The organism is Streptomyces sp. NPDC040545, from assembly GCF_055595065.1.
Genome location: NZ_JBVIWA010000002.1, coordinates 537529 through 564211, shown reverse-complemented (window position 1 = coordinate 564211; position 26683 = coordinate 537529). Strand labels below are relative to the sequence as shown.

Here is a 26683-nt window from a genome sequence, read left to right as displayed (position 1 = left end):
TGATCTCCTAGGGTGAGGCCCGTAGGCGGACACAGGGAGTAGCGGGCATGCGAATAGAACGACACAGGGTGAGCGAGGCCGCCCTGGCAGCGGTGCGCGAGGACTTCGCGAACAAGATGATCTCGGACGTGTACTCCAGGTCCCGGGCCGGTCTGATCGACGCCTACGACTGGTGGGACATCACGCTGCGGTTCCTCGACGGCCTCGGCGCGTACTCGGCGGTGACCCCCGACCTCGACACCCCGGAGGCGAAGGCGATCCTGGGCGACGCGGCCGAAACGGCCGCCGCCACCGTGTCGTTCGCCGCCTACCCGAACGCGTCCTTCCACGTCTTCCTCAACTACGTCGACTTCGGCCGCGACTACGAATCCGGGGCGGGGGGCAGCGCCCAGCCGGTCAGCGCCGCTCGCTGGATCGACGCGTTCTGTGTGGCGGTCCTCGCCGACAAGGCCGAACGGCACGGCGAGGCCTTCCACTTCGCCCGTACGGCACCGCAGCGGGCCGGCGGCCCCGGGCTCCCGCCGGTGGAGCTGATCAACGGCCTGCTGGCGTACGTCAGCGGGGACATCGGGGTCGAGTACCAGAAGGTCCCGCCCTCCCCGCAGGAGAAGCTCGCCGCGCTGGATGCCGCGCTCGCCCGGATCGCCGACCGGCAGGCCAGGGCCGGAGCCGGGGCCGACAGGACGGGGGCGGCCGACCCGGCGACCGGCGCGCTGCGCGCCCTGCGCGCGCTGGCCGCCCGGGACCGGGAGGCCTTCGCAGCCGAGCTCGCCGCGCTGCTGCTCCCTTACTCCCGTCTGGAGGACCCCCGGGCCGAGCCGCGCAGCCTGCTGCCCCTGCTGCCGCTGGCGCTGGCCGCGCTCGGCTACCGCCGCGAGGGCTGGCAGCCGCCCGTCGAGTCCGGCTACCTGCCGCGGGCACTGGTCACCGGCTTCGAGGCCCCGCCGCCGCGGGTGGGGCCGTACGGGCGCGAGCGGCGGGCGGACGCCGTCGCGGCGCTGGCCGCGGGCCCCCTGATCGTCGAGCGCCCGGAGATGCCGGAGCCTGCGGGCCACGCCGACCACCTCGTACGCAAGCTGTACGAGGCCACCCGCGCGGGTGGCGCGTCCGCGGACTCCGCCCGCCCGGACCGCCCGGACCGCCCGCTCCGTCCCGGGAACTGGCACGAGTCCCTGAAGCGCGCCCTGATCACCGGCAGCCGTGCGGAACTCGCCCCGCTGGTCCTCAGCGGCCCCGCCGCCCTGGAGGAGGACCGTTCCGCGTACGCCTCGTACCGGCAGGCCCTGCACGACTACCTGCGGGGCGAGGACCCGGAGCCCGCCACCGACCGGGCCGTCGCGGACGTCGGGCAGACCTGGGAGTGGGGCTTCCTCCCGGCGCCGGCCGTGCTCTTCTCCCAGCTGGTGGAGGGCGACGAGGAGAGCTTCAACCTGGCCCTGGCCGATGCCCTGGAGGCCCACCGGGACTACCACTCGGTGGGCGACCGGCTCTTCGGCGCCGGGGCCGACGCCGCGGTGGGCTTCGACGTCCTGGCCCTGGCCTGCCACGCCCGCCGCCGGGGCTGGCGGATCCGCGTCTCGTCGCCCTACCTGCCGGAGATCCTGCTGGGGGCGGCGAACCCGTTCTGAGCGCACGGGCCCGGCGGGCCCGCCGCCCCGCGGCCCCGCCGCCCCCGTATCTCAGGCCGGAAAGACCCGGTCGAAGGTCTCGCGGGTGGTGGGGTCGCGGTCGAGGATGCCGAACACGACGTGCTCGAAGGCTCCGGCGAACCGGCCCGCGAGCAGCCCCCGGAAGGCCTCGGCCACCTGCGCCGGGTCGTTCTGGAACACCCCGCAGCCCCAGGCCCCGAGCACCAACCGCCGGTATCCGTGCAGCGCCGCCACCTCCAGTACGAGCTCCGCCCGCCGTGCCAGCGCGGCCGGGATCTCGGCGGTCCGCTCCGGCTCCTGGCGGCGGATCGTGCCCGCGTTGGGCGCCGGTGAGGTGAGGAAGCCGACCCGGAAGGGGGTCTCCAGCAGGTCGCCCCGGTCGTCGCGGAAGACCGGGACCCCGGGCGAGTGAATCACCCGGTCGGTGTAGAAGGTGCTCCGTTCCGCGCGGTGGACCTCGTAGTACTCCGGGGCTTCCAGCAGGGTCTCGTAGAGGGCGGAGGCGCGGCACAGCGCCTCCTCCTGGGCCTTGGCCCCGCGGACGTAACCGCCCCCGGGGTTACGGGCCGAGGCGAAGTTCAGGACCGCGCAAGGAGACGGATCCGGGTCGGCCAAGGTGGCGGTCGCGAGCCTTCGGGCGGCGACCGTGCTGCTCTCTCCGGTGACCTCGACGACGGTCGCACTGCCGCTGGAAGCGATCACTTCATCTGGAATGACACGGTTTGGTCCATATATCCTGGTTCCGGCCTTGGCGTCCGCCAGGGCGGCGGCCAGCGGAACCTGCCGTCCCGACCGCGTCCGGTACCCCCCGGCCGCCAGGATCTCCGCGTTCTCCCGCGCGATCTCGCGCAATCTGCTGCTCACGCCGCCATCCTCCGCACTGCGATTCCCGGCGGCAAAGGGTTTTGCGTCCCGAGGAGGGGTAGGCACGGGTGATGTCACGACCGACGACAGGAGACGAGGACCCGGTCATGTCCCAGGACCCATCCGCTCCCCCACCCGCGCCCGGCCCGACCCCCGTGCCCTCGATCAGCGAGACGGAGGCCGAGGACCTGATCCACGGCATCTGTTTCAAAACCGGCCCGCCCCGCCTGCTCGGCGCCGAGCTCGAATGGCTGGTCCTGGACGCCGAGCGTCCGGAGCAGCCCCTGCCCCCCGAGCGGCTGCGGGCCGCGCACGCCGCGGCCCGCGCCCTGCCCCTGCACTCCCGGGTGACCGTCGAACCGGGCGGCCAGCTCGAGCTCAGCTCGGCCCCCGCCACCTCCCTCAGCGGCTGCGTGGACGACCTGCAGGCCGACCTCACCGCCGTGCGCGCCGTCCTCCGGGCCCAGGGCCTGGTCCTGCGCGGTGTCGGCCGCGATCCCCGCCGCCCGTACCGCCGGCTGCTGAACAGCCCGCGGTACGACGCCATGGAGGCCTACTTCGACCGCACCGGCCCGGCCGGTCGCGCCATGATGTGCGCCTCCGCCTCCGTGCAGGTCTGCGTGGACGCCGGGTACGAGGAGCCGGGCGTGCTCGGCCACGGCCGGCGCTGGCGGCTGGCGCACCTGCTCGGCGCGGTCCTGGTGGCCGCCTTCGCCAACTCCCCCGCCGACGAGGGCCCGTACGCCGGCTGGCGCTGTGCCCGCCAGGGGATCTGGAGCGACCTGGACACCCGGCGCGCGCTCGCCCCGCCGCTGGAGGCGGAACCCCGTACCGCGTGGACCCGGCAGGCCCTGGACACCGAGGTGATGTGCGTCCGGTCGTACGGGGACGAGGGCCCGTGGGAGACCCCGCCCGGCACGACCTTCCGCGACTGGCTGCGCACGGCCGGGCACCCCGCGCTGCGGGCGCCCACCGCCGAGGACCTGGACTACCACCTGACCACGCTCTTCCCGCCGGTCCGTCCGCGCGGCCACCTGGAGATGAGGATGATCGACGCGCAGTCCGGCGACGACGGCTGGCTGGTCCCGGTGGCCGTCGTGCACGCGCTGTTCGACGATCCGGAGGCCGCCGAGACCGCGTACCGGGTGGCCAAGGGACTCGCCGACTCCTACGGCACGCACCCCGCGCCCCGCAATCCGCTCTGGCGGTCGGCGGCCCGGAACGCTCTGGCCGATCCGGAGCTGCGGGCGTCCGCGAAGGCGTGCTTCCGGGCCGCCGCCGAGGCCCTGCCCCGGCTCGGCGCGAGCACGCACGTCCGGGACACGGTCGGTGCCTTCACCGAACGCTACGTACTGCGCGGCCGATGTCCGGCCGACGACTGGTCCACTCAGGTGCTCACCGGAAAAGAGGCCCGCCGATGACCACCGGATCTCCCTCCGCCTCCGCTGCCCCCTCCGAGTCCCGCCTGCGGGAGCGGGCGGCCGCCGCCCTGACCGCGGCACGCATACGCACCGCCGGCCTCACCGACGCCGTGACCGACGAGGACCTCACCGCCCAGCATTCCCCGCTCATGTCGCCGCTGGTCTGGGACCTGGCGCACATCGGGAACCAGGAAGAGCTCTGGCTGCTGCGGCGCGTCGCCGGACGCGAGTCGATGCGCCCCGAGATCGAGCCCCTCTACGACGCCTTCCAGCACCCCCGCGCCGAGCGGCCCAAGCTGCCGCTGCTCGGACCCGCGGAGGCCCGCCGGTACGCGGCCGAGGTGCGCGGCCGGGTCTTCGACCTGCTGGAGCGGACGCCACTGGAGGGCAGCACGCTCCTCGACGGCGGTTTCGCCTTCGGGATGATCGCCCAGCACGAGCAGCAGCACGACGAGACCATGCTGATCACCCATCAGCTCCGGCGGGGCGCACCCGTGCTGACCGCCCCGGAGCCGGACGGCCCCTACGATCCGCCGCCCGCCGCCGAAGTCCTCGTCCCCGGGGGCCCGTTCACGATGGGCACCTCCGCGGAGCCGTGGTCGCTGGACAACGAACGCCCGGCGCACGTCCGGGAGACCGCGCCCTTCTGGATCGACACGGTCCCCGTGACCAATGCCGCGTACCTGGCGTTCATCGCCGACGGCGGGTACAGCGATCCGCGCTGGTGGGCGGCGCCGGGCTGGGAGCAGATCCGCGAGCACTCCATCGAGGCCCCGCTGTTCTGGCACCGGGAGGCCGGCCAGTGGCTGCGCCGCCGCTTCGGGGTGGTCGAGCCGGTGCCGGACGAAGAACCGGTCCTGCACGTCAGCTGGTACGAGGCGGACGCCTACGCCCGCTGGGCGGGGCGGCGACTGCCCACGGAGACGGAGTGGGAGAAGGCGGCACGGCACGACCCGGCGACCGGCCGCTCCACCCGCTACCCGTGGGGCGACGCCGATCCGACCCCCGCACACGCCAACCTGGGGCAGCGGCACCTGCGCCCGGCGCGGGCGGGCAGTTACCCGGCCGGGGCCTCCCCGCTCGGGGTGCGCCAGCTGATCGGCGACGTGTGGGAGTGGACCGCCTCCGATTTCCTGCCGTACCCGGGCTTCCGGGCCTTCCCGTACCGGGAGTACTCGGAGGTGTTCTTCGGCCCGGAGCACAAGGTGCTGCGCGGGGGCTCCTTCGCCGTGGACCCGGTGGCCTGCCGGGGCACCTTCCGCAACTGGGACCTTCCGGTGCGGCGGCAGATCTTCTCCGGCTTCCGGACCGCGAGGGACGTCTGATGTGCCGTCACCTTGCCTACCTGGGACCGGTGGTGGCGCTCGGGGAGCTGCTGAGCGAGCCCGAGCACTCGCTGGTGCGCCAGTCCTGGGAGCCGCGCCGCCAGGTGTCCGGGACCGTCAACGCAGACGGCTTCGGCATCGGCTGGTACGCGGACGGGGACCCGGTGCCCGCCCGCTACCGGCGGTCCGGGCCGGTCTGGGGCGACCTGACCTTCGCCGATCTCGCCCGGGTGGTCCGCAGCGGGGCCGCGCTGGCCGCCGTACGGGACGCCACGGACCCCGGGGCCGACGGGGAGGCGGCCGCCGCGCCGTTCGCGGACGGGCCGTGGCTGTTCAGCCACAACGGCTCGGTGCGCGACTGGCCCGGATCCGCCGCCCCGCTCGCGGCCGGGCTGCCGCCCGCGGAACTGCTCCGGCTGGCCGCGCGCACGGACTCGGCGCTGGTCTGGGCGCTGGTCCTGCACCGGCTGCGGGCCGGGGACGACCTGGGTACGGCGCTCGCCGAGCCGGTCCGGGAGCTGGCTTCGGCGGCTCCCGGCTCCCGGCTGAACCTGCTGCTCACGGACGGCGTCACGATCGCCGCGACGGCCTGGGGCGATTCGCTCTGGTACCTGGCCGACGCGGAGCGGCGGCGCACCGTGGTGGCCTCCGAGCCGTACGACGACGACACCCGGTGGCGCGAAGTGCCCGACCGGACCCTGCTGACCGCCACCCGCACCAGGGTCGAACTGACCCCGCTCAAGGAGAACTCCCTGTGAACGACTTTCAGTTGACCCGGACACTCGACGAGCACGCCGCGGAGACGGCGCTGCGCACGGATGTGCTGCACGGGCTGACGCACACGCCGAAGGTGCTGCCGCCCAAGTGGTTCTACGACGCGCGGGGCAGTGAGCTCTTCGAGGAGATCACCCGGTTGTCCGAGTACTACCCGACGCGCGCGGAGCGGGAGATCCTGCTGGAGCGGGCGCGGGAGATCGCCACCGAGAGCGGCGCCCGCACCCTGGTGGAGCTGGGTTCCGGGTCCTCGGAGAAGACCCGGCACCTCATCGAGGCGATGCCCGCGCTGGACATGTACGTGCCGGTGGACGTGAGCGAGAGCGCGCTGCGGGGCGCGGCCGAGACGCTGCTGGCGGAGCATCCGGGGCTGCGGGTGCACGCCCTGCTGGCCGACTTCACGCGTGCGCTGCAATTGCCGGACTCCCCCGGGCCCCGGCTGGTGGTGTTCCTGGGCGGCACGATCGGGAATCTGCTGCCGCCGGAGCGGGCGGTGTTCCTGGCGTCCGTACGGGCGATGCTGTCACCCGGGGACGCGCTGCTGATGGGGACGGACCTGGTGAAGGACGAAGCCGTGCTGGTGGCGGCGTACGACGACGCGCGGGGGGTGACCGCCGAGTTCAACAAGAACGTGCTGGCGGTCATCAACCGGGAACTGGGGGCGGACTTCCACACGGCCGACTTCGCGCACGTGGCGGTGTGGAACAGGGAGCAGGAGTGGATCGAGATGCGGCTGCGGGCCCGGTCGGAACTGGTGGTGAAGATCCGGGCCCTGGATCTGGTGGTGCCGTTCGCGGCGGGTGAGGAGATCCTGACGGAGGTCTCCGCGAAGTTCCGTCAGGAGGGCGTGCGCAAGGAGCTGGCGGCGGCCGGGCTGGAGCTGACCCAGTGGTGGACGGACGCGGCGGGCCGGTTCGCGCTGTCCCTGTCGGTCGCCGACGGCGCGGACGGCTGAGCGGGTATGCCCGGTAGCGGGTTCGGGCCGGCGGGGCCGGTCCAGGCTCCGGCGACGGCCCGCTGAGCCGCTGCCGCGAGGTCCCGCCGGTGCGCGTACCGGCCCGGCGGGATCCGCGGCAGCAGCCTGACTTCGGCGCGCACCCCCCGGGCCCGGGCGATCCGCCACAGGGAGGCGGTCAGCGGGTCGTCCCCGACGAAGGCGGGCGCCCCGGCCGGATTCCCGTCGCACCGCAGGTAGGTGAGCCGCAGGGGCTGTACGGGGACCCGTGCGTCCAGGGCGGCCTGGAAGGCGGCCCGGCGGAAGGTGCCCTGGGCCCGCCCGCACCACGTGGAGCCCTCGGGGAAGACGGTGACCCGGTCCCCGGCCAGCAGCGCGCCGGTGACGGCCCCGACGGTGGCGGGCAGGGCGCGGATCCGGTCGCGTTCGATGAACAGGGTGCCGGCCTGTCCGGCGAGGCGCCCGAGCACCGGCCAGGCCCGGATGTCGCTCTTGGCCAGCATCCGGCAGGGCAGGGCGGCGGCCACCAGCGGGATGTCCAGCCAGGAGATGTGGTTGGCGACCAGGAGCCGGCCGCCGCCGGGCCCCGGGCTGCCGTGCACGGTGATCCGGATGCCGAAGGCGCGTACGAGCGCGGCCGACCAGGCCCGTACCACCGTGTGCCGGGGGCCGGCCGGCAGCAGCCGGACCGGCGGGGCGCCCAGGATCCCCAGCAGGATCAGGGCGACGGCGGCGGCGAGTCTGAGCACCGCCCGGGCGACGCTCGCGGTGTCCCCCTCGTGCCCGGCGCAGGCCTCGGGGGTGCAGGGCGAGGTGGGCAGCCAGACGCTCATGCGCCCGGGACGAGCGAGCGGAAGTGCTTGAGGTAGCGCGGGTTGGTCCGGCGCAGGGAGAGCAGTACGTACAGGTCGGCGCAGCCGAACCCGGCGTCGAGGGCGGGCTCGCCGCACACCCAGGCACCGAGGCGGAGGTAGCCGCGCAGGAGCGGGGGCAGCTCCATGCGGTCGGGGAAGGTGATGCCCTCGGGGCTCCAGGGGAGGTGGGGGGTGACCCGGTACTCCTCGGGGGCGAGGCTGCGGGTGAGGGCGGTCTCCCGGGTGGCGGCGGCCAGGACCCCGCCGTCGGCGAGCGGTATCGAGCAGCAGCCGGCCAGCCAGTTGTGCCCGGTGCGGTCCATGTAGTGGGCGAGGCCGGCCCAGATGAGGGCGATGACGGCGCCGTTGCGGTGGTCGGGGTGGACGCAGGAGCGGCCGACCTCGACGAGGTCGGGGCGGATGGGGGCGAGGGCCGAGAGGTCGAATTCCCCCTCGGAGTAGAGGCGGCCGGCGACGGCGGCGCGTTCCGGAGGCAGCAGCCGGTAGGTGCCGACGACCTGCTCGGTCTCCTCGTCGACGACGAGGAGGTGGTCGCAGTACGCGTCGAAGGCGTCGGCGTCGAGGCCGGGCTCGGGCCCGTCCAGGCGGGCGCCGAGCTCGCCGGCGAAGACCTGGTGGCGCAGCCGCTGGGCGGCGCGCACCTCGTCCTCGTCGCGGGCGAGGCGGACGGCGTAGCGCGGTCCTTCGGCGGGCGCGCCGGGTGCCGCGGCCTGGGCCCTGACGGGGGCCAGGCGGGTGGCGGGCGCGGGTGAGGGGGCCGGCGCCGAGGCGGGGAGGGGGGACGGGGACAGGGGTGCGATCGTCATGGCGGCTCCTGATCCGGGCACGGAGGGCCAGGCCCGCAGGTGCGTGGCCTGGCTCCTTTACTTCTTCCGTGACCGGCTGGATTCGACATGACCGCTCAGCGGCCCTTGGATGTGCGGACGCTGAACTCGGCGGTACCCCCGTCCCGGCGGTGGCCGGGGCACCGGCTCAGCGGTCGGAGCTGAGGACCTTGCCGATCTCCTCGGAGGCGGCCCGGGCGGCCTGCTCGGGGTCCCGGCCGGTGAGCACGGCCGTCATGAAGGGCTTGATCGGGTTCTTCGCCTCGACCTCGGCCCAGCGGGCGGAGGTGGGGGTGGCGCGGCCCTGGGCGGCCCCGGGGGCCATGGCGGCCGCGCCCTCGTTGCCGTCGACGACGTGCGCGAGGGTGGTCTTGTTGGGTACGTAGCTCATCGTGCGGGCGAGTTCGGTCTGCCACTTCTCGCTGACGAGGGCCGTGATCACGTCCACGGCGCCCTTCCGCTGTCGGGTCCGCGCCGGGATGATCAGGTCGGAGCCGCCGGTGAAGACGGCTCCCGGCTTGTCGGAGGTCTTGCCGGGGATCGGGAAGAAGCCGAGCTTGCCCTTCAGGGCGGGGTTGGCCGCCTCGATCTCGGCGGCCTGGCCGGGCGGGGCGATGATCTGGGCGACCTGGCCCCGGGCGAAGACCTGCGACTGCGGGGGCGTCTCCTCGTCGGCGCCCTTGGGGCCGTCGCCGAGGGCCTGGAGCTGCTTGTAGAAGTCCATGCCGGCCAGGGCCTTGTCGTCGTCGAGCGCGCCGACCCACTTGCCGTTGGTCTCGACGGCGAGTTCGCCGCCCTCGTCCCAGATGAATCCGGCGAGGGCGTACCAGTTCTGGCCCGCGAGGTAGATGCCCTGCTGGTCGCCCTTGTCGAGCTTCTGGGTGGCCTGGATCCACTCCTGGCGGTTCTTGGGCGGGGTCTTGATGCCGGCGCTCGCGAAGAGGTCCTTGTGGTAGATGACCACCCGGTTGGCGGCGTACCAGGGGATTCCGTACTGGGCGCCGTTGATGGTTCCCGGGTCGGCGAGGCCCTTGAGCCAGTCCTTGCTGCCCCATGCGCGCAGGCCTTCGAGGGTGAGCTCTTCGAGGCCGCCGGTCTCGATGTACTTGGCGACCTGGGTGTTGCCGACCTCGATGACGTCGGCGCTCTCCTTGCCCGTGCCGGCGAGGACGGCGTTGACCTTGTCGCCGATGCCGGTCCACTCCTGGATCCTGACGTCCAGGTCGGTGCCGGGGTGTTCCGTCTCGAACTCCGCGGTGAACCTGCCGATGAAGTCCTCCGAGGCGCTGCCCTTCATCAGCCAGAGCGTGACCTTGTGCGACCCTGCGGCCGGGTCGGCCGACCGGCTGCAGCCCGTGAGGGCGGTAGCGGCCGTGAGGGCGGTACAGACGGCGAGCAAGCGCATCTTCAAGAGGGCCACCTTCTGGGCTCGGTCTCGGGATGGCTCGAAATTGGCATAGACCAATAGGCCGGTCAAGGGCCTTTCGCTCGGGACTGTTCGCCCAAAGTTCGCGGACCCGGACTTACTGGGGCACCGTAGAACCAGGCAAAAGCCACCCACTGTCGGGAGACCTCCATGTCCAATCACACGTACCGGGTGACCGAGATCGTCGGCACCTCCCACGAGGGCATCGATCAGGCCATCCGCAACGGGATCGCCCGGGCGGGCCAGACCGTGCGGAACCTGGACTGGTTCGAGGTGGTCCAGGTACGCGGCCACATCGAGAACGGGGAGATCGCCCACTACCAGGTGGGGCTCAAGGTCGGCTTCCGCCTCGAGGGCGAGGACTGAGCCCCGGGGCCCGTCACCTCCGCCGGATCACGTCCGTCCGTCGACCTCCTGGGCGCTCTCCAGCTCCGGCGCGTCCGCGGCCCAGTCGGCCAGGACCACCCGGAAACCGGCGGCGCGCGCGGCCTGGCAGACGAGCTCGTCGTCGTCGACGAGCATCCGTACCTCCCGGCCCCGCGAGATCCGCCGCAGCACCTCGATCTTCGTCGTGCGGGCCGGCCGCCGGTCCTGGTTGCCGCGCATGAACAGCCGCCCCTCGGGCAGACCGTGCCGGGCGAGCCAGTCGAGCGTGTCCGCGCGGCACCGCTCGGGGCGCCCGGTCAGGTACACCACCTCGCAGTCGGCCGCGCTCTCCACGGCCAGCGCGACCCCGCGCCCGAGCGGCGGATCGGCCGGGGCCGCGGCGAAGAAGCCCGTCCAGTCCCGGGGCCGGCGCTCCAGGAAGTGCTGGCGATGACCGGTGTCCGCCAGGGTGTTGTCGAGGTCGAAGACGGCCAGCGGCCGGGACGTGTGCTCACTCATCCCGCCAGCCTAAGAGAGCCGGGGAATCCCCCGCGCCGCCGGACGTTGAGTCCTGTGTGATCCGAAAACTCTCGATACTCGACCGGTCGCGCACCCGCGAGGGCCACCAGGCCCCCGAGGCCCTGCGCGACACCGTGGAGCTGGCCCGGACGGCCGAGCGGCTCGGCTACCACCGCTTCTGGGTCTCGGAGCACCACAGTGTGCCCGGTGTCGCGGGCTCGGCGCCGACGGTACTGGCCGCCGCCGTTGCCGCAGCGACGCACCGGATCCGGGTCGGCACGGGCGGGGGCATGCTGCCCAACCACCAGCCGCTGGTGGTGGCGGAGCAGTTCGGGGTCCTGGAGTCGCTGTTCCCCGGCCGGATCGACATGGGCCTCGGGCGTTCGGTCGGCTTCACGGGCGGCATCCGGCGGGCGCTGGGCCGCGACACCGGCGACGCCGACCGCTTCGAGGAACAGCTGACCGAGCTGCTGGGCTGGCTCGACGGCACCCAGCGGGCCCACCCCGAGGTGCACGCCCGCCCCGCCGAAGGGCTGCGGATCCCGGCCTACGTCCTGGCCACCGGCGAGGGCGCCGGGATCGCCGCCCGGGCCGGGCTGCCGCTGGTGGTGGGCGACCTGCGGGCCCGCGGCCGGGTGGGCGAGATCGTCCGGGCGTACCGGAAGGAGTTCCGGCCCTCCGCCCGGGCGGCGGAGCCGTACGTGGTGGTCTCGGGCACGGTGGCGGTCGCGGCCACCGAGGAGGAGGCCCGCCGCATCCTGGTCCCGGAGGCCTGGGCCCTCGCCCACTCCCGCACCCGGGGCAGCTTCCCGCCGCTGCGCCCGGCGCAGGAGATCGAGGCGCTGGAGATGACCCCGAAGGAGCGCGAGCTCTACGAGGGCGCCCTCGCCGGGCACGTCCACGGCACGGAGGACCAGGTGGCGGCACAGCTGTCGGAGGTCGCGGAACGGACCGGCGCGGACGAACTGCTGGTCACCACCTCCACGTACGACCGCACGGCGCTGCTGGACTCCTACGCACGCCTGGCCCGGATCGCGGGCCGCTGAAGACGAGCCTTTAAAATGGGACGAATGCACCAGGCCGCCGGTACCCCCGCCCCTCCCCCCACGTCCCTCGACCCCTACGTACGGGTCCGGGGCGCCCGGGAGCACAATCTGCGCGGCGTCGACGTGGACATCCCGCGCGATGCCCTGACCGTGTTCACCGGGGTCTCCGGCTCCGGGAAGAGCTCGCTCGCCTTCGGCACGCTCTACGCCGAGGCCCAGCGCCGGTACTTCGAGTCCGTGGCCCCGTACGCCCGCCGCCTGATCCACCAGATCGGCGCACCGAAGGTGGACTCGGTCACCGGGCTGCCGCCGGCCGTCTCGCTGGAGCAGCGGCGCTCCTCCCCCGGCTCGCGCTCCTCGGTCGGCACGGTGACCCTGCTGTCCAACTCCCTGCGAATGCTGTACTCCCGGGCCGGGACCTACCCGCCGGGTGCGGAGCGGCTCGATTCCGACGCGTTCTCCCCCAACACCGCCGCCGGGGCCTGCCCGTCGTGTCACGGGCTCGGCCGGATCCACCGCACCAGCGAGGAACTCCTCGTCCCCGACCCCGGGCTGTCGATCCGTCAGGGTGCGATCGCCGCCTGGCCGGGCGCCTGGCAGGGCAAGAACCTGCGGGACATCCTGGACACGCTCGGCCACGACGTGGACCGGCCCTGGCGGGAGCTGCCCGCGAAGGACCGCGAGTGGATCCTGTTCACCGAGGAGCAGCCGGTGGTGACCGTGCACCCGGTGCGGGAGGCCGAGCGGATCCAGCGGCCCTACCAGGGCACGTACATGAGCGCCCACCGGTACGTCATGCGGACCTTCGCCGACAGCAAGAGCGCCACCCTGCGGGCCCGCGCCGAGAAGTTCCTCGCCGACTCGCCGTGTCCGGTGTGCGAGGGGCGGCGGCTGCGGCCGGAGGCCCTCGCCGTCACCTTCGCCGGGCGGACCATCGCGGAGCTGGCGGCGCTCGCGCTGACCGACCTGGACGGCGTACTGGCCTCCGCGCCCCTGGACGGGGAGGCGGCGCGGGTGCTCGCCGAGGACCTGCGCTCCCGGATCGGGCCCGTCACGGAGCTGGGGCTGGGCTATCTGAGCCTGGACCGGACCGCGCCGAGCCTGTCGGCGGGCGAGCTGCAGCGGCTGCGGCTGGCAACGCAGCTGCGGTCGGGGCTGTTCGGGGTCGTGTACGTGCTGGACGAACCGTCGGCGGGGTTGCATCCGGCCGACACCGAGGCGCTGCTCGGGGTGCTGGACCGGCTGAAGGAGGCCGGGAACACGGTCTTCGTCGTGGAGCACCATCTCGATGTGGTGCGGCACGCGGACTGGCTGGTGGACGTGGGCCCGCTGGCCGGGGAGCACGGCGGGCAGGTGCTCCACAGCGGTCCGCCGCAGGACCTGGCCGGGGTGGCGGGGTCGGCGACGGCCCGGCACCTGTTCGCGGCGCGGGAGCCCGCCGCGGCCCCCCGGCAGGTGCGCGGGGCGACCGGGGCGGTGCGGCTGACCGGGGTGGACCGGCACAACCTGCGGGATCTGGAGGCGGAGTTCCCGCTCGGGGTGTTCACGGCCGTCACCGGGGTGTCGGGGTCGGGCAAGTCCACGCTGGTGGGCCAGGCGCTGGCCCGGGAGGTCGGCGAGCGGCTCGCGGAGGCGGACTTCCCCGTACGGCGGCTGGTGGAGGTGGACCAGAAGCCGATCGGCCGGACACCTCGGTCCAACCTGGCCACGTACACCGGGCTGTTCGACGTGGTGCGGAAGCTCTTCACGGCGGCGCCCGAGGCGCGGGCGCGCGGCTGGAAGGCGGGCCGGTTCTCCTTCAACGTGCCGGGCGGCCGCTGCGAGACCTGCCAGGGCGAGGGTTTCGTCTCGGTGGAGCTGCTGTTCCTGCCGAGTACGTACGCCCCGTGCCCCGAGTGCGCGGGGGCCCGGTACAACGCCGAGACCCTGGAGGTCCGGTACGAGGGCCTGAACATCGCGGAGGTGCTGGGCCTGACGGTGGAGTCGGCGGCCGTCTTCTTCGCGGAGGTTCCGGCGGCGGCGCGCAGCCTGCGGGCGCTGGAGGAGATCGGGCTGGGCTACCTGCGGCTGGGGCAGCCGGCGACCGAGCTGTCGGGCGGCGAGGCGCAGCGGATCAAGCTGGCGACGGAGCTGCAGCGGCTGCGCCGGGACCACACGCTGTACCTGCTGGACGAGCCGACGACCGGGCTGCATCCGGCCGATGTGCGGGTGCTGCTGCGGCAGTTGCACGGGCTGGTGGACGCGGGGCACTCGGTGGTGGTCGTGGAGCACGACATGGAGGTGGTGGCGGGCGCGGACTGGGTGATCGACCTCGGTCCGGGCGGCGGCACGGCGGGCGGCCGGGTGGTCGCCGCGGGTACGCCGACGGAGGTGGCCTCCACGGCGGGCAGCCGTACGGCTCCGTACCTGGCGCGGGCCCTCGGGTCCGGCCACGGCGGGGAGGCGGGGCGGGCATAGGCTGCCGGGCAGGTCCTGGTGCCGGTGGTCCGGGCGAACGGCAGCGTGACGACCGTCGAGGACGCCGCCGGGAACGAACCGGTCCGCTGGTGAGGCTCAGACGTCGCCGGGGAGCAGGTGCTGCGGCAGTTCGCGGAAGCTCCACCGGCCCTGGTGGCGGGTGAACATCCGGACGAGGCCGTGCCGGTGGGACCAGGTGGCCGGGGTGCCGGGGATCCGGTGGGCGCCGAGGGCCCGGATCAGGCGCAGGATCCCGCTGTGCTCCCAGCAGACGGGCACGGGCACGGGCACGGCCAACGCGGCCTGCACGAGGGCGGATTCGGCGCCGATGGCGAACTCGGCGCGGACGGGGGTGCCCAGGGCGGTGGCGAGCGCCGCCACCGTCTGCTTGCACCGCGCGGGGGCGGCGGTTCCCTTCCCGCCCGCCGCGAAGACCGCCGCGGGGCGGAGCAGCGAGGAGCCGGGGGCCGGCGGGAAGAGACGCGGGAGCCGCTCGGCCCGGCGACGCGGTCCGGACCCGGAGGGGCTGCCGGCATGGCGCCCCTGTCCCCCCATGGTCCGGGCGGCGCCGGGGCGCGCCGCGGTACGGGCCGTGCCGGTCAGCCGATCGGCGCAGGGCCGGAGGCCTTGGGCCCCGGGCTCAGCGGGGGCCCTTGCGCACGGCCCGCAGCCACTCCTTGTTCATCGCGGCGATCGAGGGGAGCGGGATGCCCTTCGGGCAGGCCGTGGCGCACTCGCCGGTGAGGGTGCAGCCGCCGAAGCCTTCCTCGTCCATCCGGGCCACCATGTCCAGCACCCGGGTCTCGCGCTCCGGCGAGCCCTGGGGGAGGACGTTCAGGTGGTTGACCTTGGCCGAGGTGAAGAGCATCGCGGAGCCGTTGGGGCAGGCCGCCACGCACGCGCCGCAGCCGATGCACTCGGCGTGTTCGAAGGCGAAGTCGGCGTCGGCCTTGGGCACGGCGGTGGCGTGCGCCTCGGGGGCGGCGCCGGTGGGGGCGGTGATGTAGCCGCCGGCCTGGATGATCCGGTCGAAGGCGCCGCGGTCGACGACGAGGTCCTTGACCACGGGGAAGGCGGCGGCCCGCCACGGCTCGACGTCGATGGTGTCGCCGTCGGCGAAGGACCGCATGTGGAGCTGGCAGGTGGTGGTGCGTTCCGGGCCGTGGGCGTCGCCGTTGATGACGAGGCTGCACGCGCCGCAGATGCCCTCGCGGCAGTCGTGGTCGAAGGCGACCGGGTCCTCGCCGCGCAGGATGAGGTCCTCGTTGAGGGTGTCGAGCATCTCCAGGAAGGACATGTCCTTCGAGATGCCGTCGACCTCGTAGGAGACCATGTGACCGGGGGCGTCGGCGCCGCGCTGGCGCCAGACGCGCAGGGTGAGCTTCATGCGTAGCTCCGCTGGGTGGGGTGGACGTACTCGAAGACGAGGTCTTCCTTGTGCAGGACGGGGGCGGCTCCGGTGCCCTGGTACTCCCAGGCGGCCGCGTATCCGAACTCCTCGTCGCGGCGGGCCGCTTCGCCGTCGGAGGTCTGGGACTCCTCGCGGAAGTGGCCGCCGCAGGATTCGGCGCGGTGGAGCGCGTCGAGGCACATCAGCTCGGCGAGTTCGAGGTAGTCGACGATGCGGTTGGCCTTCTCCAGCGACTGGTTGAACTCCTCACCGCGGCCAGGGACCTTGATGCGGCGCCAGAACTCCTCGCGGATCTCGGGGATGCGGTCGAGCGCCTTGCGCAGGCCGTCCTCGCTGCGGGCCATGCCGCAGTACTCCCACATCAGTTCGCCGATCTCGCGGTGGAAGGAGTCGGGCGTGCGGTCGCCGTCGACGGCGAGGAGTTTCGCCAGGCAGTCGCGGGTCTCGCGGATCGCCGCCGCGGCCTCGGGATGGCTGTCGTCCACGATGTCCTGGTGCGGGTGGCGGGCCAGGTAGTCGTTGATCGTGGACGGGAGCACGAAGTAGCCGTCGGCGAGGCCCTGCATCAGCGCGGAGGCGCCGAGGCGGTTGGCGCCGTGGTCGGAGAAGTTGGCTTCGCCGATGGCGAAGAGCCCGGGCAGGGTGGTCTGGAGGTCGTAGTCGACCCACAGGCCGCCCATCGTGTAGTGGACGGCGGGGTAGATCCGCATGGGGACCTCGTACGGGTTCTCCGCGGTGATCCGCTCGTACATCTCGAAGAGGTTGCCGTACTTCTCGGCGACCTTGTCGCGGCCCATGCGGCGGATGGCGTCCGCGAAGTCGAGGTAGACGCCCTGGCCGCCGGGGCCCACGCCGCGGCCTTCGTCGCAGACGTTCTTCGCGGCGCGGGAGGCGATGTCGCGGGGCACGAGGTTTCCGAAGGAGGGGTAGATCCGCTCCAGGTAGTAGTCGCGCTCCGCCTCGGGGATGTCGGCGGCGGCGCGGGTGTCGCCCTTGGCCTTGGGGACCCAGATGCGTCCGTCGTTGCGCAGGGACTCGCTCATGAGGGTGAGCTTGGACTGGTGATCGCCGGTGCGCGGGATGCAGGTGGGGTGGATCTGGGTGAAACAGGGGTTGGCGAAGTACGCGCCGCGCCGGTGCGCCCGCCAGACGGCGGTCGCGTTGGAGTTCATGGCGTTGGTGGAGAGGTAGAAGACGTTGCCGTAGCCGCCGCTCGCCAGGACCACGGCGTCGGCGTAGTACGTGGAGATCTCGCCGGTGATCAGGTCGCGTGCGACGATGCCACGGGCCACTCCGTCCACGACGATCAGGTCGAGCATCTCGGTGCGGGCGTGCATCTCGACGTTGCCGGCGGCGATCTGCCGGGAGAGCGCCTGGTAGGCGCCGAGCAGGAGCTGCTGGCCGGTCTGGCCGCGGGCGTAGAAGGTGCGGGAGACCTGGACCCCGCCGAAGGAGCGCGTGTCGAGGAGGCCGCCGTACTCGCGGGCGAAGGGGACGCCCTGGGCCACGCACTGGTCGATGATCTCGACCGAGATCTGGGCGAGGCGGTGGACGTTGGACTCGCGGGCGCGGAAGTCGCCGCCCTTGACGGTGTCGTAGAAGAGGCGGTGCACCGAGTCGCCGTCGTTGCGGTAGTTCTTGGCGGCGTTGATGCCGCCCTGGGCGGCGATGGAGTGGGCGCGGCGCGGGGAGTCGGAGAAGCAGAACTGGACCACGTGGTAACCCTGTTCGGCGAGTGTCGCGCCGGCGGCTCCGCCGGCCAGGCCGGTACCGACGACGATGACGGTGTGCTTGCGGCGGTTGGCCGGGTTGACGAGCTTGGCCTCGAAGCGGCGGCGGTCCCAGCGGTCGGCGATCGGGCCTTCGGGGGCCTTGGTGTCGGCGACGGGGTCGCCGGTGGTGTACGCGGCGTAGTGAGTGCCCTGCTGGTGGGGGTGCTGGTCGCGGTCGTGCTGGTGTGCGCTCATGGTCAGTTCACCACTCCGGTCATGACGGCTACGGGGACGGACACGAAGCCGGCGAAGAGGACGAGGGCCAGGCCGTTGGCCAGGAACTTCAGCGTCCGCTCGCGTCGGGCGCTGCCCGCGCCGAGGGTCTGCGCGGCGCTCCAGAAGCCGTGGCGGACGTGCAGTCCGAGGGCGGCCATGGCCACGATGTAGATGGCGTTCCCGTACCAGGTGGAGAAGGTGGACAGGACGTTCTCGTACGGGTGGCCGGACCAGGCCCGCTCGTTGACCGTGAGCGTGGTGAGGTCGAGCAGGTGCCAGACGATGAACAGGCCGAGGATGATGCCGCCCCAGCGCATGGTGCGGGTGGCGTAGCTCGCGCGGCGGCGCTTGTGGGCGTACTTCACCGGGCGGGCCTTGATGTCGCGGCGGCTGAGCTGGTACGCGGACACGGCGTGGGCGACGACCGCGGCGAGCAGCCCCACGCGGACGAGCCACAGGGCCCACTCGTGGTGCAGGAAGGGCGAGCCGAGGGTACGCAGCCAGTGGGCGTAGCCGTTGAACTCGTCCGCCCCGAAGAAAATCTTGAGGTTTCCGAGCATGTGCACGACGAGGTAGCCGAGCATGATCAGGCCGGACACGGCCATCACGGACTTCTTGCCGACGGAGGAGTCCCAGATCGTGCGTGTGATGGACGGCCGTCGATCCGTCCGCGTTGCCAGAGCCATGTCCCCGACGGTACGGACGGGGATCCCGAAAGGTCCAAGACATGATGGAGCTGATATCGATAGAGGGTGACTATCGAGGGCACCCCCTAGCCTGGGCGTATGCAGTTCCAGCAGCTCCTGTATTTCGTGGCCGTCGCCGAGACCCGGCATTTCACGCGGGCCGCGGAGCGCGTGCACGTGGCGCAGCCCTCGCTCTCGCAGCAGATCAAAGCGCTCGAACGGGAACTCGGGGCCGAGCTGTTCAGCCGGGCCCGGGGCAACATCACGCTCACCGACGCGGGTGAGACGCTGCTGCCGCTGGCCCGCCGCATCCTGGCGGACGCGGACAGCGCGCGGCTGGAGGTGCAGGAACTGGCGCAGCTACGGCGCGGCCGCGTGCGGCTCGGCGCCACTCCCAGCATCTGCACGGGCCTGCTGCCGGACGTCCTGCGGGCCTTCCACGACGCGCATCCCGGGATCGAGCTGCTGATCGAGGAGAGCGGCTCGCTCGACCTCGTACGGGAGCTCGCGCGCGGAGCCCTGGACCTGGCCCTGATCGCGCTGCCGCTGCCCCCTTCGGCCCCGGCCCTGACCACGGTGGAACTGCTGACGGAAGACCTCGTGGTGGTCTCCTCGGCGGAACGGCCGGCGCCCGGCGGGGGCGGCGAGCTGACCATCCCGGGGCTGCGGGACGAGCCGATGGTGATGTTCCGGCACGGATACGACCTGCGGGAGCTCACGGTGGCGGCCTGCCGGGCGGAGGGCTTCGAGCCGGTCTTCACCGTGGAGGGCGGCGAGATGGACGCGGTCCTGGGCTTCGTCCGGGCGGGGCTCGGTATCGCCGTGGTCCCGGCGATGGTGGTGGACCGTGCCGGTCCGGGCCTGCGGGTGACCCCGCTGGCCGGCTCCCCGCTGCGCCGCACGATCGCCCTGGCCCACCGCACCGACGTGGCTCCGCCGCGCGCGGCCCGCGAGCTGAAGCGCATGCTGACCGGCTGATTCCGCCGTGGCGGGGGTGCGGCCGGGGCGGTCATTCCAGGGACTGGGCCGGGGCGGACGCCTGGGGGGACGCCTGGGCGGGGCCTGTCGGCAGGGCCTTGTCGAGGCCTTCGGCGAGCATCCCGAAGGCCTGATCGGCATCGGCCACCGCGGCCGAGTGGGCCTCGTCGGCGCTCTGCCCGGATTCGATCCGCCGCCAGTTCACCCGGCCCAACTCGTGCCGGACCGCCACCAGATGTATCGCGGCCAGGCGGGCGGCGAGCGGCGCCACCGCCTCCGCCTCCAGCCCGGCGGCGAGCAACTCCACCTCGCGGTCGGTGTAGCGGTTCAGCCGGCTCTTGAGGCTGGCGGTGCTGTAGACGAGCCCCTGGAAGGCCATCACGTTCGGGTGGTCGCACAGCCCGGTGATCGGGTCCCGCTCGGCCAGCGCCGCCAGGAAGTGCGCGTGCACGGCGCCCACCGGGGTGCGGCCGGCGGCCCGCTCGCGCACGATGCGCGCCACCTCGTCCTGGTGGTCGGCGAACCGGTCGAGCAGGAGGTCTTCCTTGGTCGGGAAGTACCGGAAGAGGGTGGGCTTGGAGACCTCGGCCGCGGCCGCGACGTCCGCCACCGACACAGCATCGAAGCCCCGTTCCAGGAAGAGCTCCAGCGCCGTCGCCGCCAGGCGGTGCCGTGTACGGAGCTTCTTGTTCTCGCGCAGACCCGTCGTGTTCTCCATGCGCACAGCGTACCACGGATACGTGACCGAGTTATTTTTTTAACCGGGTTGCTTTTTCTGGCGGGAGCCGCTTTCCTTGAGACATCGACGAGGAGAGGACATCCCATGAGCGACGTACTGATCACCGGCTCGGGTCCCACCGGACTGACGCTCGCCTGCGACCTGGCACTGCGCGGATTCGCCGTGCGCGTCATCGACCGGCGCACCGAACCGCACCACGAGTCCCGGGGCAAGGGGCTGCTGCCGGGCAGCCTCGATGTCTTCCAGGAGCTCGGCGTGCTCGACACCCTGGCCGCCACCGGCAACAGGAGCGTGGTCCTGCGCAAGTACTTCGACGGACAGCACATCAACGACACCCCCACCGACGCCGGCCTGCTGATCGGGCAGTGGCAGATCGAAGCGGCCCTGCGCGACCGGCTCGCCCGGCTCGGCGTGCGGGTCGAGTACGGATCGGAGCTCGCCGCGCTCACCCAGGACGGATCGGGGGTGCGCGCGGAGCTGGCGGACGGCACCGTGATCGGAGCCCGCTATCTCGCCGGGTGCGACGGCGGGCGCAGCACCACGCGCAAGCTGCTCGGCATCCCGTTCGAGGGGAACGGCCAGGAGGAGCCCGCGATGGTCATCGGGGACGTCCGGGTGCCCGGGCTCAGCCGGGACGTCTGGCACCAGTGGTTCACCTCGGACGGCAATGGAATGCTCCTCTGCCCGATGCCGGGTACGGACAGCTTCCAGTTGCAGGCCTCGCCCGAGCGGGACGAGCGGGGCGAGCCGCTGCCGCCCTCGCTGGAGAGCTTCCAGCGGCTCTTCGACCGGCATGCCCGGGTTCCGGGCATCCGCCTTGCCGATGCCACGTGGATCTCGGCCTGGCGGGTCAACATCCGGATGGCCACGCGGCTGCGGGAGGGCCGGGTCTTCCTCGCCGGGGATGCCGCGCACGTGCAGCCCATAGCCGGCGGGCTCGGCATGAACACCGGAATCCAGGACGCCACCGCCCTTGCCCGGACGCTGGCCGCAGCACTCACCGGGCCCGGCGGTGAGGAGGTGCTCGACGCGTACGAGGCGGAGCGGCTGCCCGTGGTCGCCGACGTCCTGGCCGACACGGCGGAGCGGTACGACCGGGTCGTGGAGGCCGTGCGGACCCCCGGGCGCGGGACGGAGGTCGGCATGACCCGGAGCCAGCCGCGCGGGGGAGCCTGAGGCGGCCCCGCGGCCGACCCCGGGCCCCGGCCGGCCCCCGGCTGACCCCGGCCGGGGCTCGCTGCCCGGGAATCCCGGCGCCGGCTCCGGGCAGCCGGTCCGCCCGGCCCTCCCGGCGGCGGGCGTCAGGAGGGCGTGGGCACCGCGTCCGAGAGGGAGAGGGTGTGGATGCGGTCCGGGGCCCCGGGCCGGGCGTAGTACCAGCCCTGAGCGGTGTCGCAGCCGAGGGCGCGCAGCTGGGCGGCCTGGGCTCCGGTCTCCACTCCCTCGACGGTGACGGCGAGTTCAAGGCTGTGTGCCAGGGCGACGATCCCCTCCACGATCTTGACGTCGACCGGGTTGGCGGGCTGCTGCTGCATCCCCTGGGTGAAGGAGCGGTCGAGCTTCAATACGCTGACCGGCAGCCGCCGCAGGTTGGCCAGGTTCGAGTAGCCGGTGCCGAAGTCGTCGAGGGCGATGTCCACGCCGAGGGCGGCGAGCCGGCGCAGCGGTTCCAGGAGTTCGTCGTCGGCCCCTATCAGGGCGGATTCGGTGACCTCCAGGCACAGTGCGCCCGGGGCGAGACCGGACTTCTCCAGCACCGCCACGGTGTCGGCGACCAGGCCCGGGTGGTGGAGCTGGGTCGGCGAGAGGTTGACGTTGATCCGCAGGGCCGCGCCTCCGTGCTGGCGCTGCCAGATGCGGGCCTGGCGGACGGCCTCCTCCAGCACCCAGCGCCCGAGCGGCACGATCAGCCCGGTCCGTTCGGCGAGCGGGATGAAGCGGTCCGGGCCGAGGACCCCGTACTGCGGGTGCGACCAGCGCACCAGCGCCTCGGCCCCGTGCACGCTGCCGTCGCGCATGTGGACCAGCGGCTGGTACTCGATGAAGAACTCGCCGCGTTCCAGCGCCGCGGGCAGGGCGTTGGTCAGGCCGTGGCGCGTGATCGCACGGGCGTCGGCCTCGGCGTCGGCGAATTCGAAGCGGTTGCCGCCGGCCGCCTTGGCCCGGTACATCGTGATGTCGGCGCTGCGCAGCACCTCCGCCGGGGTGCGTTCCTTGGCCCGGCCCTCGACGATGCCGATACTGCCCCGGACCGTCAGCTCCCGGCCCTCCAGCCGGATCGGTGTCGACAGGGCGGTCAGTATGCGGACCGCGAGGTCGGTCACCTTCTCCTCGGTGTCGGAGCCGGTGGTCAGGGCGACGAACTCGTCACCGCCGAGCCGGGCGACCACCTCGCCGGGGCCGGTCGCGCAGCTCTGCAGCCGGTCGGCGACCTCGACCAGCAGCCGGTCCCCCGCCGAGTGCCCGAGGCTGTCGTTGACCGCCTTGAATCCGTCGAGGTCGAGGTAGCACAGGCCGTAGCGGTCGCCTCCGGCCCCGCCGAGGGCCTTCTCCAGCCGCTCGAAGAACAGCGTCCGGTTGGGCAGGCCGGTCAGGGCGTCGTGGGTGGCCTCGTAGCGCAGGCGCAGGTTCAGCAGCCGGCGTTCGGTGGTGTCCTCCATCAGCGCCAGCTGGTACTGCGGCTTCCCGTCGGCGTCGCGCAGCAGCGACACCGTCAGATTGGTCCAGAGCACGGTGCCGTCGTGCCGGTAGTACGGCTTCTCGACGCGGTAGCTCTCGCGCTCGCCGCGCACCAGCTCGCCGTACATCCGCCAGACGTGCGGGGTGTCGTCGGGGTGTCCCCACTCGCTGACGTTGCGGCTGCGTACGTGTCCCTCCAGGCCGCCGAACATCTGCAGCAGGGTGTCGTTGACCTCCAGGACGTTCCCGTCGAGGTCGGCGATGCCGATCCCCACGGCCGCGCCCTCGAAGACCGCCCGGAAGCGCTCCTCGCTGGCGTGCAGGGCCTGCTGCGCGTCGGTGCGCGCGGTCAGCGCGGAGCGCGCGATGGCCTCCTGCTCCCTGAGGGTGCGCTCGCGCAGCGCGCGGGCGTATCCCGCCGCGATGGCGTGCTGGAGCCGGGCGCAGCGGGAGCGGTACTCCTCGGTGCCCTCGACTCCGGAGCCCGCAGGCCCGTCCGGACCGCAGTAGAGCACCAGGTACGACTCGATCACGCCGAGGGTGCCGGCCAGGGCCTCGGGGTCGGTGCAGTGCACGGCGACGAGTTCCGCCCCCACCTGCTGGGCGACCGAGGCGTCGAAGGGACGGGCGTGCAGGGCCTCGGTGAGCGTCCGGGTGAGCGGTACGAGGTACCGTTCGAATTCGGTGCGGGTCAGCGAGGTCGCCGTGACCGGGAAGATCGCCCGGCCCCAGATCGTGGCGAAGCGGGCGATCCGGTCTTCGATGCCGCCGTGCGGGGCCGCCGCGGACCCGGTGGCCGGTGCCGCGGTCGGTGCCGCGGCTACTTTCGGCGCCCCCGCCGTCTGTGCCGGAAGTCTCACGCCTTGCGTCCCACGCCGCCGAAGCCCGAGAAGGCGTAGGGGTCTTCCGGTGTCTCGCCGTCCTCGCCGTCGTCGGGCCGGTCCGGCCGCCAGTCGGGCATGGACACGAGGCCCGGCTCCAGCATCTCGAACCCGTCGAAGAAGCCGCCGATCTGTTCCCGGGTGCGCATGACGAGGGGGTTGCGCATGTCCCGGTAGACGCCCACGGTGCCGGCGGCGGTTTCCTGGGTGAGCGGGATCCCGTCGTACGAGGCGTGCGTGAGGATCAGCAGGCTGCCGGGGGCCAGCGCGTCGCGCAGTTCGGCGACGGAGGCGTACGGGTCGTCCGCGTCCTCCAGGAAGTGCAGGACCGCCACGAGCAGGAGGGCGACCGGGCGGCCGAGGTCGAGCAGCTGGCCGACCTCGGGGGCGGCCAGGATCTCCTTGGGCTTGCGCAGGTCGGCGGCGACGATGTCGCTGTGGTCGTCCCCCGCGAGGACGGCCCGGCTGTGCGCGACGGCCACCGGGTCGTGGTCGACGTAGACGACGCGCGCCTGCGGGCTGGCGGCCTGGGCGATCTCGTGGACGTTGCCGAAGGTGGGGATGCCGGAGCCGATGTCGAGGAACTGCGTGACGCCCTCGGCGACGGCGTGCCGGACGGCGCGGCGCATGAATGCCCGGTTGGCCTGCATGATCTTGGGCAGTCCCGGCATGAATTCCATGGCGCGGCGAGCCGTCTGGCGGTCGACCTCGAAATTGTGGGAGCCACCCAGGTAGTAATCATAGATGCGGGACACGCTCGGCACCGATATGTCGATGCCTGGCGGGGCCCAGGCGGGGCGCTCCATCGGGGTCTCCAAGCGTTGGTCCTGCGATCGTCCGTGTGAGGTCGGACTCCTGTCCGAGCCGAATGTACTGATCATTTCCCAACAGGGCGAGCAAAAGCGGAAATTGGCGATCCGTTCTTCGTCACACACCAAAGGCGCCGCCGCACCGGACGAGGGAATGACCGATACCGACAAGTCCCTTATGGGAATTGGCCGAGGGTCGACCGCAGTCACCACACTACCGACCCAAGAGTGGCTCAAACCTCTCTGGTCGGCAGTCCACCCGTTCAGGCGAACCGGGGGCCGAGCCTCGCGTGCCCGGGCGCGCGCGGGCCCATGCTCCCGGGGTGAACAGAGCCTGTGCCAGGCGCCTGCTGGCAGTCCCGGTCCTGCTGTGGGCGGCCTTGTCCGTCACGCCGGCCGTGGCTGATAGCCGCGCCTACGCGACGACCGACTCCGGCGACGGCCCGGCCGCCACCGTGGTGGCCGCGGTGGCCGGCGGCAGCGACCGCGGACGCGGCCCGCGTGGCGGACATCACGGTGACGACCAGGGCTCCGACCACGGGAAACGCCGTGGTGGCGGGCATGGCGGGGGCCATCACGGCCATCCCCGCTGCCCACCGCCGCCGCCCCCTCCGCCCTGCCCGCCGAAGCCCCCGCCGCAACCCGAGCCGACACCCCCGCCGCCACCGCCCGAGCCCCCACCGCCCCCGAAACCCGCACCGCCGAAGCCGCCGCCTCCCGCGCCGGCGCCGAGACCCGTACCGAAGCCGGTCCGGCCCGCACCGCCCCCGCCGAAGCCGGCACCCCCGGCGCCCCGCGCGGTCCGGGCTCCCGCGCCGCCACCACCCGCAGCACCTGCCCCACCTCCACCACCCGCCCCAGAGGTGAAACCCGTACCGCGGAAACCGGTGGCCCGGCCCGCGTATCACGCGGCGGCCCGCAAACCCGTCGAGCACCACATCTCGCCGGTGACTTTCACCTTGATGACCGCCGCTCCCGCGGTGCTCGCGATCGTCGCGCTGCGCCCGCGCTAGGGCTTCTTCCGCCCCACCAGTAACCGATTGGGAGTCATCTTGTCGGAATGGCTCGTCCTGTCCCTCGCGATGGCCGCGGCCTGCGCCGTGGTGCTGTCCATCGCCTTCTTCAACCACAGGAGGATCGGCGACGACGACGATCCGAACGAGACCCCGGACGTCATCGAGTACATGACGATGATGATCGGGGTGATCTACGCGATCGTGCTGGGCCTGGCGATCGCCGGCGTCTGGGAAGGCCGCGGGGCCGCCCAGGAATACGTGCGCCAGGAGGCCCAGGCCCTGCACGAGGTCAGTGTCCGCTCCGAGGTCTACCCGGCCGAGGTGCGCAAGAGGATCCGGTCCGATGTCGACGCGTACGTGACCTACGTCGTGGACACGGAGTGGAAGCGGATGGCCGACCACGGCGAGCTCACCGAGCGCGGCGGGGAGCTGCTGGAACGTATCCGCCGGGACGTCACCGACTACGAGCCGCAGACCGACCACGAGGGGCAGGCCTACCAGCCGCTGGTCGACCAGGTCGCAGTGGCCGACGACGCCCGCAGCGCACGCGGTTCGAGTGCGGGGGCCACCATGCCGGGGGTGGTGTGGTTCGGACTGATCGTCGGCGCCCTGGTGACCGTGGGCCTGATCTTCACCCTGCAGATCAGGCGGTCGTTCCGGGAGATGCTGCTGGCGGGCCTGTTCAGTGCCCTCATCGCGTTCCTGCTGTTCCTGATCTGGGACTTCGACGCGCCGTTCGGGCGGGGCATCTCCGCCACCGCCGAACCGTTCCTCGCCCAGTTCCCCCACCTGGCCCTCGGCGGCTAGGAGATCACGCTCGGATCGGGCGGTCCGCAAACCGGGGGCGGGCCTCCCGTCCCCGGTTCGGCCCACGGCCATGCCCCATTCGCCCGTTCCTGATCGCGGGTCACCGCACCCCGGCCTAGCGTGTCGGACATCGAGGCGCACGACCCCCCACGTGCGGAAAACCGTTCCGCGGCTGCTCCTCGGGGATC

At 73.0% G+C, this 26683-nt stretch carries 23 protein-coding genes; 11 read left to right on the top strand and 12 right to left on the bottom strand.

The window, feature by feature from the left end:
• The first annotated feature begins 47 nt into the window (after positions 1-47).
• Positions 48-1628 (top strand): immunity 49 family protein, encoded by a 1581-nt coding sequence (locus ACZ573_RS07355; RefSeq protein ID WP_471300268.1) that lies wholly within the window; start codon positions 48-50, stop codon positions 1626-1628.
• A 51-nt stretch (positions 1629-1679) separates the two neighbouring features.
• Here the strand turns inward: ACZ573_RS07355 and ACZ573_RS07350 are convergent, their stop codons facing one another.
• A complete protein-coding gene (locus ACZ573_RS07350; protein WP_471300265.1) occupies positions 1680-2513 on the bottom strand; it encodes a TIGR02452 family protein in 834 nt (277 codons plus the stop codon).
• 107 nt (positions 2514-2620) lie between these two features.
• Here ACZ573_RS07350 and egtA point away from each other — a divergent pair, with 107 nt between their 5' ends.
• From egtA to egtD, 4 genes are read left to right on the top strand one after another with little or no spacing between them, the layout of a single operon-like run.
• Positions 2621-3934, top strand: coding sequence for an ergothioneine biosynthesis glutamate--cysteine ligase EgtA (egtA, locus tag ACZ573_RS07345; RefSeq protein ID WP_471300262.1), 1314 nt, complete (start codon positions 2621-2623; stop codon positions 3932-3934).
• Positions 3931-5259 (top strand): ergothioneine biosynthesis protein EgtB, encoded by a 1329-nt coding sequence (gene egtB / locus ACZ573_RS07340; protein ID WP_471300259.1) that lies wholly within the window; start codon positions 3931-3933, stop codon positions 5257-5259. The genes egtA and egtB overlap by 4 nt, the downstream gene beginning before the upstream one ends.
• Complete coding sequence (gene egtC, locus ACZ573_RS07335) at positions 5259-6017, top strand: ergothioneine biosynthesis protein EgtC (RefSeq protein ID WP_471300256.1); 759 nt, start codon at positions 5259-5261, stop codon at positions 6015-6017. Before egtB ends, egtC begins: the two co-directional genes overlap by 1 nt.
• A complete protein-coding gene (egtD, locus tag ACZ573_RS07330) occupies positions 6014-6988 on the top strand; it encodes an L-histidine N(alpha)-methyltransferase (RefSeq protein ID WP_471300252.1) in 975 nt (324 codons plus the stop codon). The genes egtC and egtD overlap by 4 nt, the downstream gene beginning before the upstream one ends.
• Here the strand turns inward: egtD and ACZ573_RS07325 are convergent.
• From ACZ573_RS07325 to ACZ573_RS07315, 3 genes are all read right to left on the bottom strand, one after another.
• Positions 6871-7821, bottom strand: a complete 951-nt coding sequence (locus ACZ573_RS07325; RefSeq protein WP_471300249.1) for a lysophospholipid acyltransferase family protein — start codon at positions 7819-7821, stop codon at positions 6871-6873. The two genes, egtD and ACZ573_RS07325, sit on opposite strands and share 118 nt — an antisense overlap.
• Entirely contained in the window at positions 7818-8669 is an 852-nt protein-coding gene (locus ACZ573_RS07320; protein ID WP_471300247.1) for a GNAT family N-acetyltransferase, read from the bottom strand. Before ACZ573_RS07320 ends, ACZ573_RS07325 begins: the two co-directional genes overlap by 4 nt.
• Positions 8670-8835: 166 nt before the next feature.
• Positions 8836-10098 carry an extracellular solute-binding protein gene (locus ACZ573_RS07315; RefSeq protein WP_471300244.1) on the bottom strand — a complete coding sequence of 421 codons (1263 nt, stop codon included), beginning with the start codon at positions 10096-10098 and terminating at the stop codon, positions 8836-8838.
• Between the two features lie 165 nt (positions 10099-10263).
• Here ACZ573_RS07315 and ACZ573_RS07310 point away from each other — a divergent pair, with 165 nt between their 5' ends.
• Positions 10264-10479 carry a dodecin gene (locus ACZ573_RS07310; RefSeq protein ID WP_030663252.1) on the top strand — a complete coding sequence of 72 codons (216 nt, stop codon included), beginning with the start codon at positions 10264-10266 and terminating at the stop codon, positions 10477-10479.
• A gap of 27 nt (positions 10480-10506) precedes the next feature.
• Here ACZ573_RS07310 and ACZ573_RS07305 read toward each other — a convergent pair whose 3' ends face one another.
• Positions 10507-10998: a phosphatase domain-containing protein gene (locus tag ACZ573_RS07305; protein WP_471300241.1), complete on the bottom strand. Its 492-nt coding sequence runs from the start codon at positions 10996-10998 to the stop codon at positions 10507-10509.
• Between the two features lie 56 nt (positions 10999-11054).
• Between ACZ573_RS07305 and ACZ573_RS07300 the strand changes: the two genes are divergently transcribed.
• Positions 11055-12044, top strand: a complete 990-nt coding sequence (locus ACZ573_RS07300; RefSeq protein ID WP_471300239.1) for an LLM class flavin-dependent oxidoreductase — start codon at positions 11055-11057, stop codon at positions 12042-12044.
• A 24-nt stretch (positions 12045-12068) separates the two neighbouring features.
• On the top strand, positions 12069-14501 hold the full coding sequence (locus ACZ573_RS07295) for an excinuclease ABC subunit UvrA (protein WP_471300236.1): 2433 nt from the start codon (positions 12069-12071) through the stop codon (positions 14499-14501).
• A 96-nt stretch (positions 14502-14597) separates the two neighbouring features.
• Here the strand turns inward: ACZ573_RS07295 and ACZ573_RS07290 are convergent, their stop codons facing one another.
• The 4 genes from ACZ573_RS07290 to ACZ573_RS07275 form a co-directional block, all read right to left on the bottom strand.
• Positions 14598-15056, bottom strand: a complete 459-nt coding sequence (locus ACZ573_RS07290) for a hypothetical protein (protein ID WP_471300234.1) — start codon at positions 15054-15056, stop codon at positions 14598-14600.
• An 85-nt stretch (positions 15057-15141) separates the two neighbouring features.
• Positions 15142-15888, bottom strand: a complete 747-nt coding sequence (locus tag ACZ573_RS07285) for a succinate dehydrogenase/fumarate reductase iron-sulfur subunit (RefSeq protein WP_150260633.1) — start codon at positions 15886-15888, stop codon at positions 15142-15144.
• Positions 15885-17879, bottom strand: a complete 1995-nt coding sequence (locus tag ACZ573_RS07280) for a fumarate reductase/succinate dehydrogenase flavoprotein subunit (RefSeq protein WP_471300231.1) — start codon at positions 17877-17879, stop codon at positions 15885-15887. The genes ACZ573_RS07285 and ACZ573_RS07280 overlap by 4 nt, the downstream gene beginning before the upstream one ends.
• 2 nt (positions 17880-17881) lie before the next feature.
• Complete coding sequence (locus ACZ573_RS07275) at positions 17882-18586, bottom strand: succinate dehydrogenase (RefSeq protein WP_471300228.1); 705 nt, start codon at positions 18584-18586, stop codon at positions 17882-17884.
• A 99-nt stretch (positions 18587-18685) separates the two neighbouring features.
• Here ACZ573_RS07275 and ACZ573_RS07270 point away from each other — a divergent pair, with 99 nt between their 5' ends.
• On the top strand, positions 18686-19564 hold the full coding sequence (locus tag ACZ573_RS07270) for a LysR family transcriptional regulator (protein ID WP_471300225.1): 879 nt from the start codon (positions 18686-18688) through the stop codon (positions 19562-19564).
• Between the two features lie 31 nt (positions 19565-19595).
• Here ACZ573_RS07270 and ACZ573_RS07265 read toward each other — a convergent pair whose 3' ends face one another.
• A complete protein-coding gene (locus ACZ573_RS07265; protein ID WP_471300222.1) occupies positions 19596-20282 on the bottom strand; it encodes a TetR/AcrR family transcriptional regulator in 687 nt (228 codons plus the stop codon).
• Between the two features lie 105 nt (positions 20283-20387).
• Here ACZ573_RS07265 and ACZ573_RS07260 point away from each other — a divergent pair, with 105 nt between their 5' ends.
• Positions 20388-21479 (top strand): FAD-dependent monooxygenase, encoded by a 1092-nt coding sequence (locus ACZ573_RS07260; protein ID WP_471300219.1) that lies wholly within the window; start codon positions 20388-20390, stop codon positions 21477-21479.
• A 125-nt stretch (positions 21480-21604) separates the two neighbouring features.
• Here ACZ573_RS07260 and ACZ573_RS07255 read toward each other — a convergent pair whose 3' ends face one another.
• Together ACZ573_RS07255 and ACZ573_RS07250 are read right to left on the bottom strand one after the other, a co-directional pair.
• Positions 21605-23842, bottom strand: coding sequence for a putative bifunctional diguanylate cyclase/phosphodiesterase (locus ACZ573_RS07255; protein ID WP_471300216.1), 2238 nt, complete (start codon positions 23840-23842; stop codon positions 21605-21607).
• Complete coding sequence (locus ACZ573_RS07250; RefSeq protein ID WP_471300655.1) at positions 23839-24669, bottom strand: SAM-dependent methyltransferase; 831 nt, start codon at positions 24667-24669, stop codon at positions 23839-23841. Before ACZ573_RS07250 ends, ACZ573_RS07255 begins: the two co-directional genes overlap by 4 nt.
• Positions 24670-25724: 1055 nt before the next feature.
• Between ACZ573_RS07250 and ACZ573_RS07245 the strand changes: the two genes are divergently transcribed.
• Entirely contained in the window at positions 25725-26495 is a 771-nt protein-coding gene (locus ACZ573_RS07245) for a bestrophin-like domain (RefSeq protein WP_471300213.1), read from the top strand.
• Positions 26496-26683 lie beyond the last annotated feature (188 nt).

What these genes read in the sequence shown, in the direction of transcription:
- ACZ573_RS07355 (WP_471300268.1), top strand. Translation starts at nt 48, where the DNA reads ATGCGAATAGAACGACACAGGGTGAGCGAGGCCGCCCTGGCAGCGGTG.
- egtA (WP_471300262.1), top strand. Translation starts at nt 2,621, where the DNA reads ATGTCCCAGGACCCATCCGCTCCCCCACCCGCGCCCGGCCCGACCCCC.
- egtB (WP_471300259.1), top strand. Translation starts at nt 3,931, where the DNA reads ATGACCACCGGATCTCCCTCCGCCTCCGCTGCCCCCTCCGAGTCCCGC.
- egtC (WP_471300256.1), top strand. Translation starts at nt 5,259, where the DNA reads ATGTGCCGTCACCTTGCCTACCTGGGACCGGTGGTGGCGCTCGGGGAG.
- ACZ573_RS07325 (WP_471300249.1), bottom strand. Translation starts at nt 7,821, where the DNA reads ATGAGCGTCTGGCTGCCCACCTCGCCCTGCACCCCCGAGGCCTGCGCC.
- ACZ573_RS07320 (WP_471300247.1), bottom strand. Translation starts at nt 8,669, where the DNA reads ATGACGATCGCACCCCTGTCCCCGTCCCCCCTCCCCGCCTCGGCGCCG.
- ACZ573_RS07310 (WP_030663252.1), top strand. Translation starts at nt 10,264, where the DNA reads ATGTCCAATCACACGTACCGGGTGACCGAGATCGTCGGCACCTCCCAC.
- ACZ573_RS07305 (WP_471300241.1), bottom strand. Translation starts at nt 10,998, where the DNA reads ATGAGTGAGCACACGTCCCGGCCGCTGGCCGTCTTCGACCTCGACAAC.
- ACZ573_RS07295 (WP_471300236.1), top strand. Translation starts at nt 12,069, where the DNA reads ATGCACCAGGCCGCCGGTACCCCCGCCCCTCCCCCCACGTCCCTCGAC.
- ACZ573_RS07290 (WP_471300234.1), bottom strand. Translation starts at nt 15,056, where the DNA reads ATGGGGGGACAGGGGCGCCATGCCGGCAGCCCCTCCGGGTCCGGACCG.
- ACZ573_RS07285 (WP_150260633.1), bottom strand. Translation starts at nt 15,888, where the DNA reads ATGAAGCTCACCCTGCGCGTCTGGCGCCAGCGCGGCGCCGACGCCCCC.
- ACZ573_RS07280 (WP_471300231.1), bottom strand. Translation starts at nt 17,879, where the DNA reads ATGAGCGCACACCAGCACGACCGCGACCAGCACCCCCACCAGCAGGGC.
- ACZ573_RS07275 (WP_471300228.1), bottom strand. Translation starts at nt 18,586, where the DNA reads ATGGCTCTGGCAACGCGGACGGATCGACGGCCGTCCATCACACGCACG.
- ACZ573_RS07270 (WP_471300225.1), top strand. Translation starts at nt 18,686, where the DNA reads ATGCAGTTCCAGCAGCTCCTGTATTTCGTGGCCGTCGCCGAGACCCGG.
- ACZ573_RS07265 (WP_471300222.1), bottom strand. Translation starts at nt 20,282, where the DNA reads ATGGAGAACACGACGGGTCTGCGCGAGAACAAGAAGCTCCGTACACGG.
- ACZ573_RS07260 (WP_471300219.1), top strand. Translation starts at nt 20,388, where the DNA reads ATGAGCGACGTACTGATCACCGGCTCGGGTCCCACCGGACTGACGCTC.
- ACZ573_RS07250 (WP_471300655.1), bottom strand. Translation starts at nt 24,669, where the DNA reads ATGGAGCGCCCCGCCTGGGCCCCGCCAGGCATCGACATATCGGTGCCG.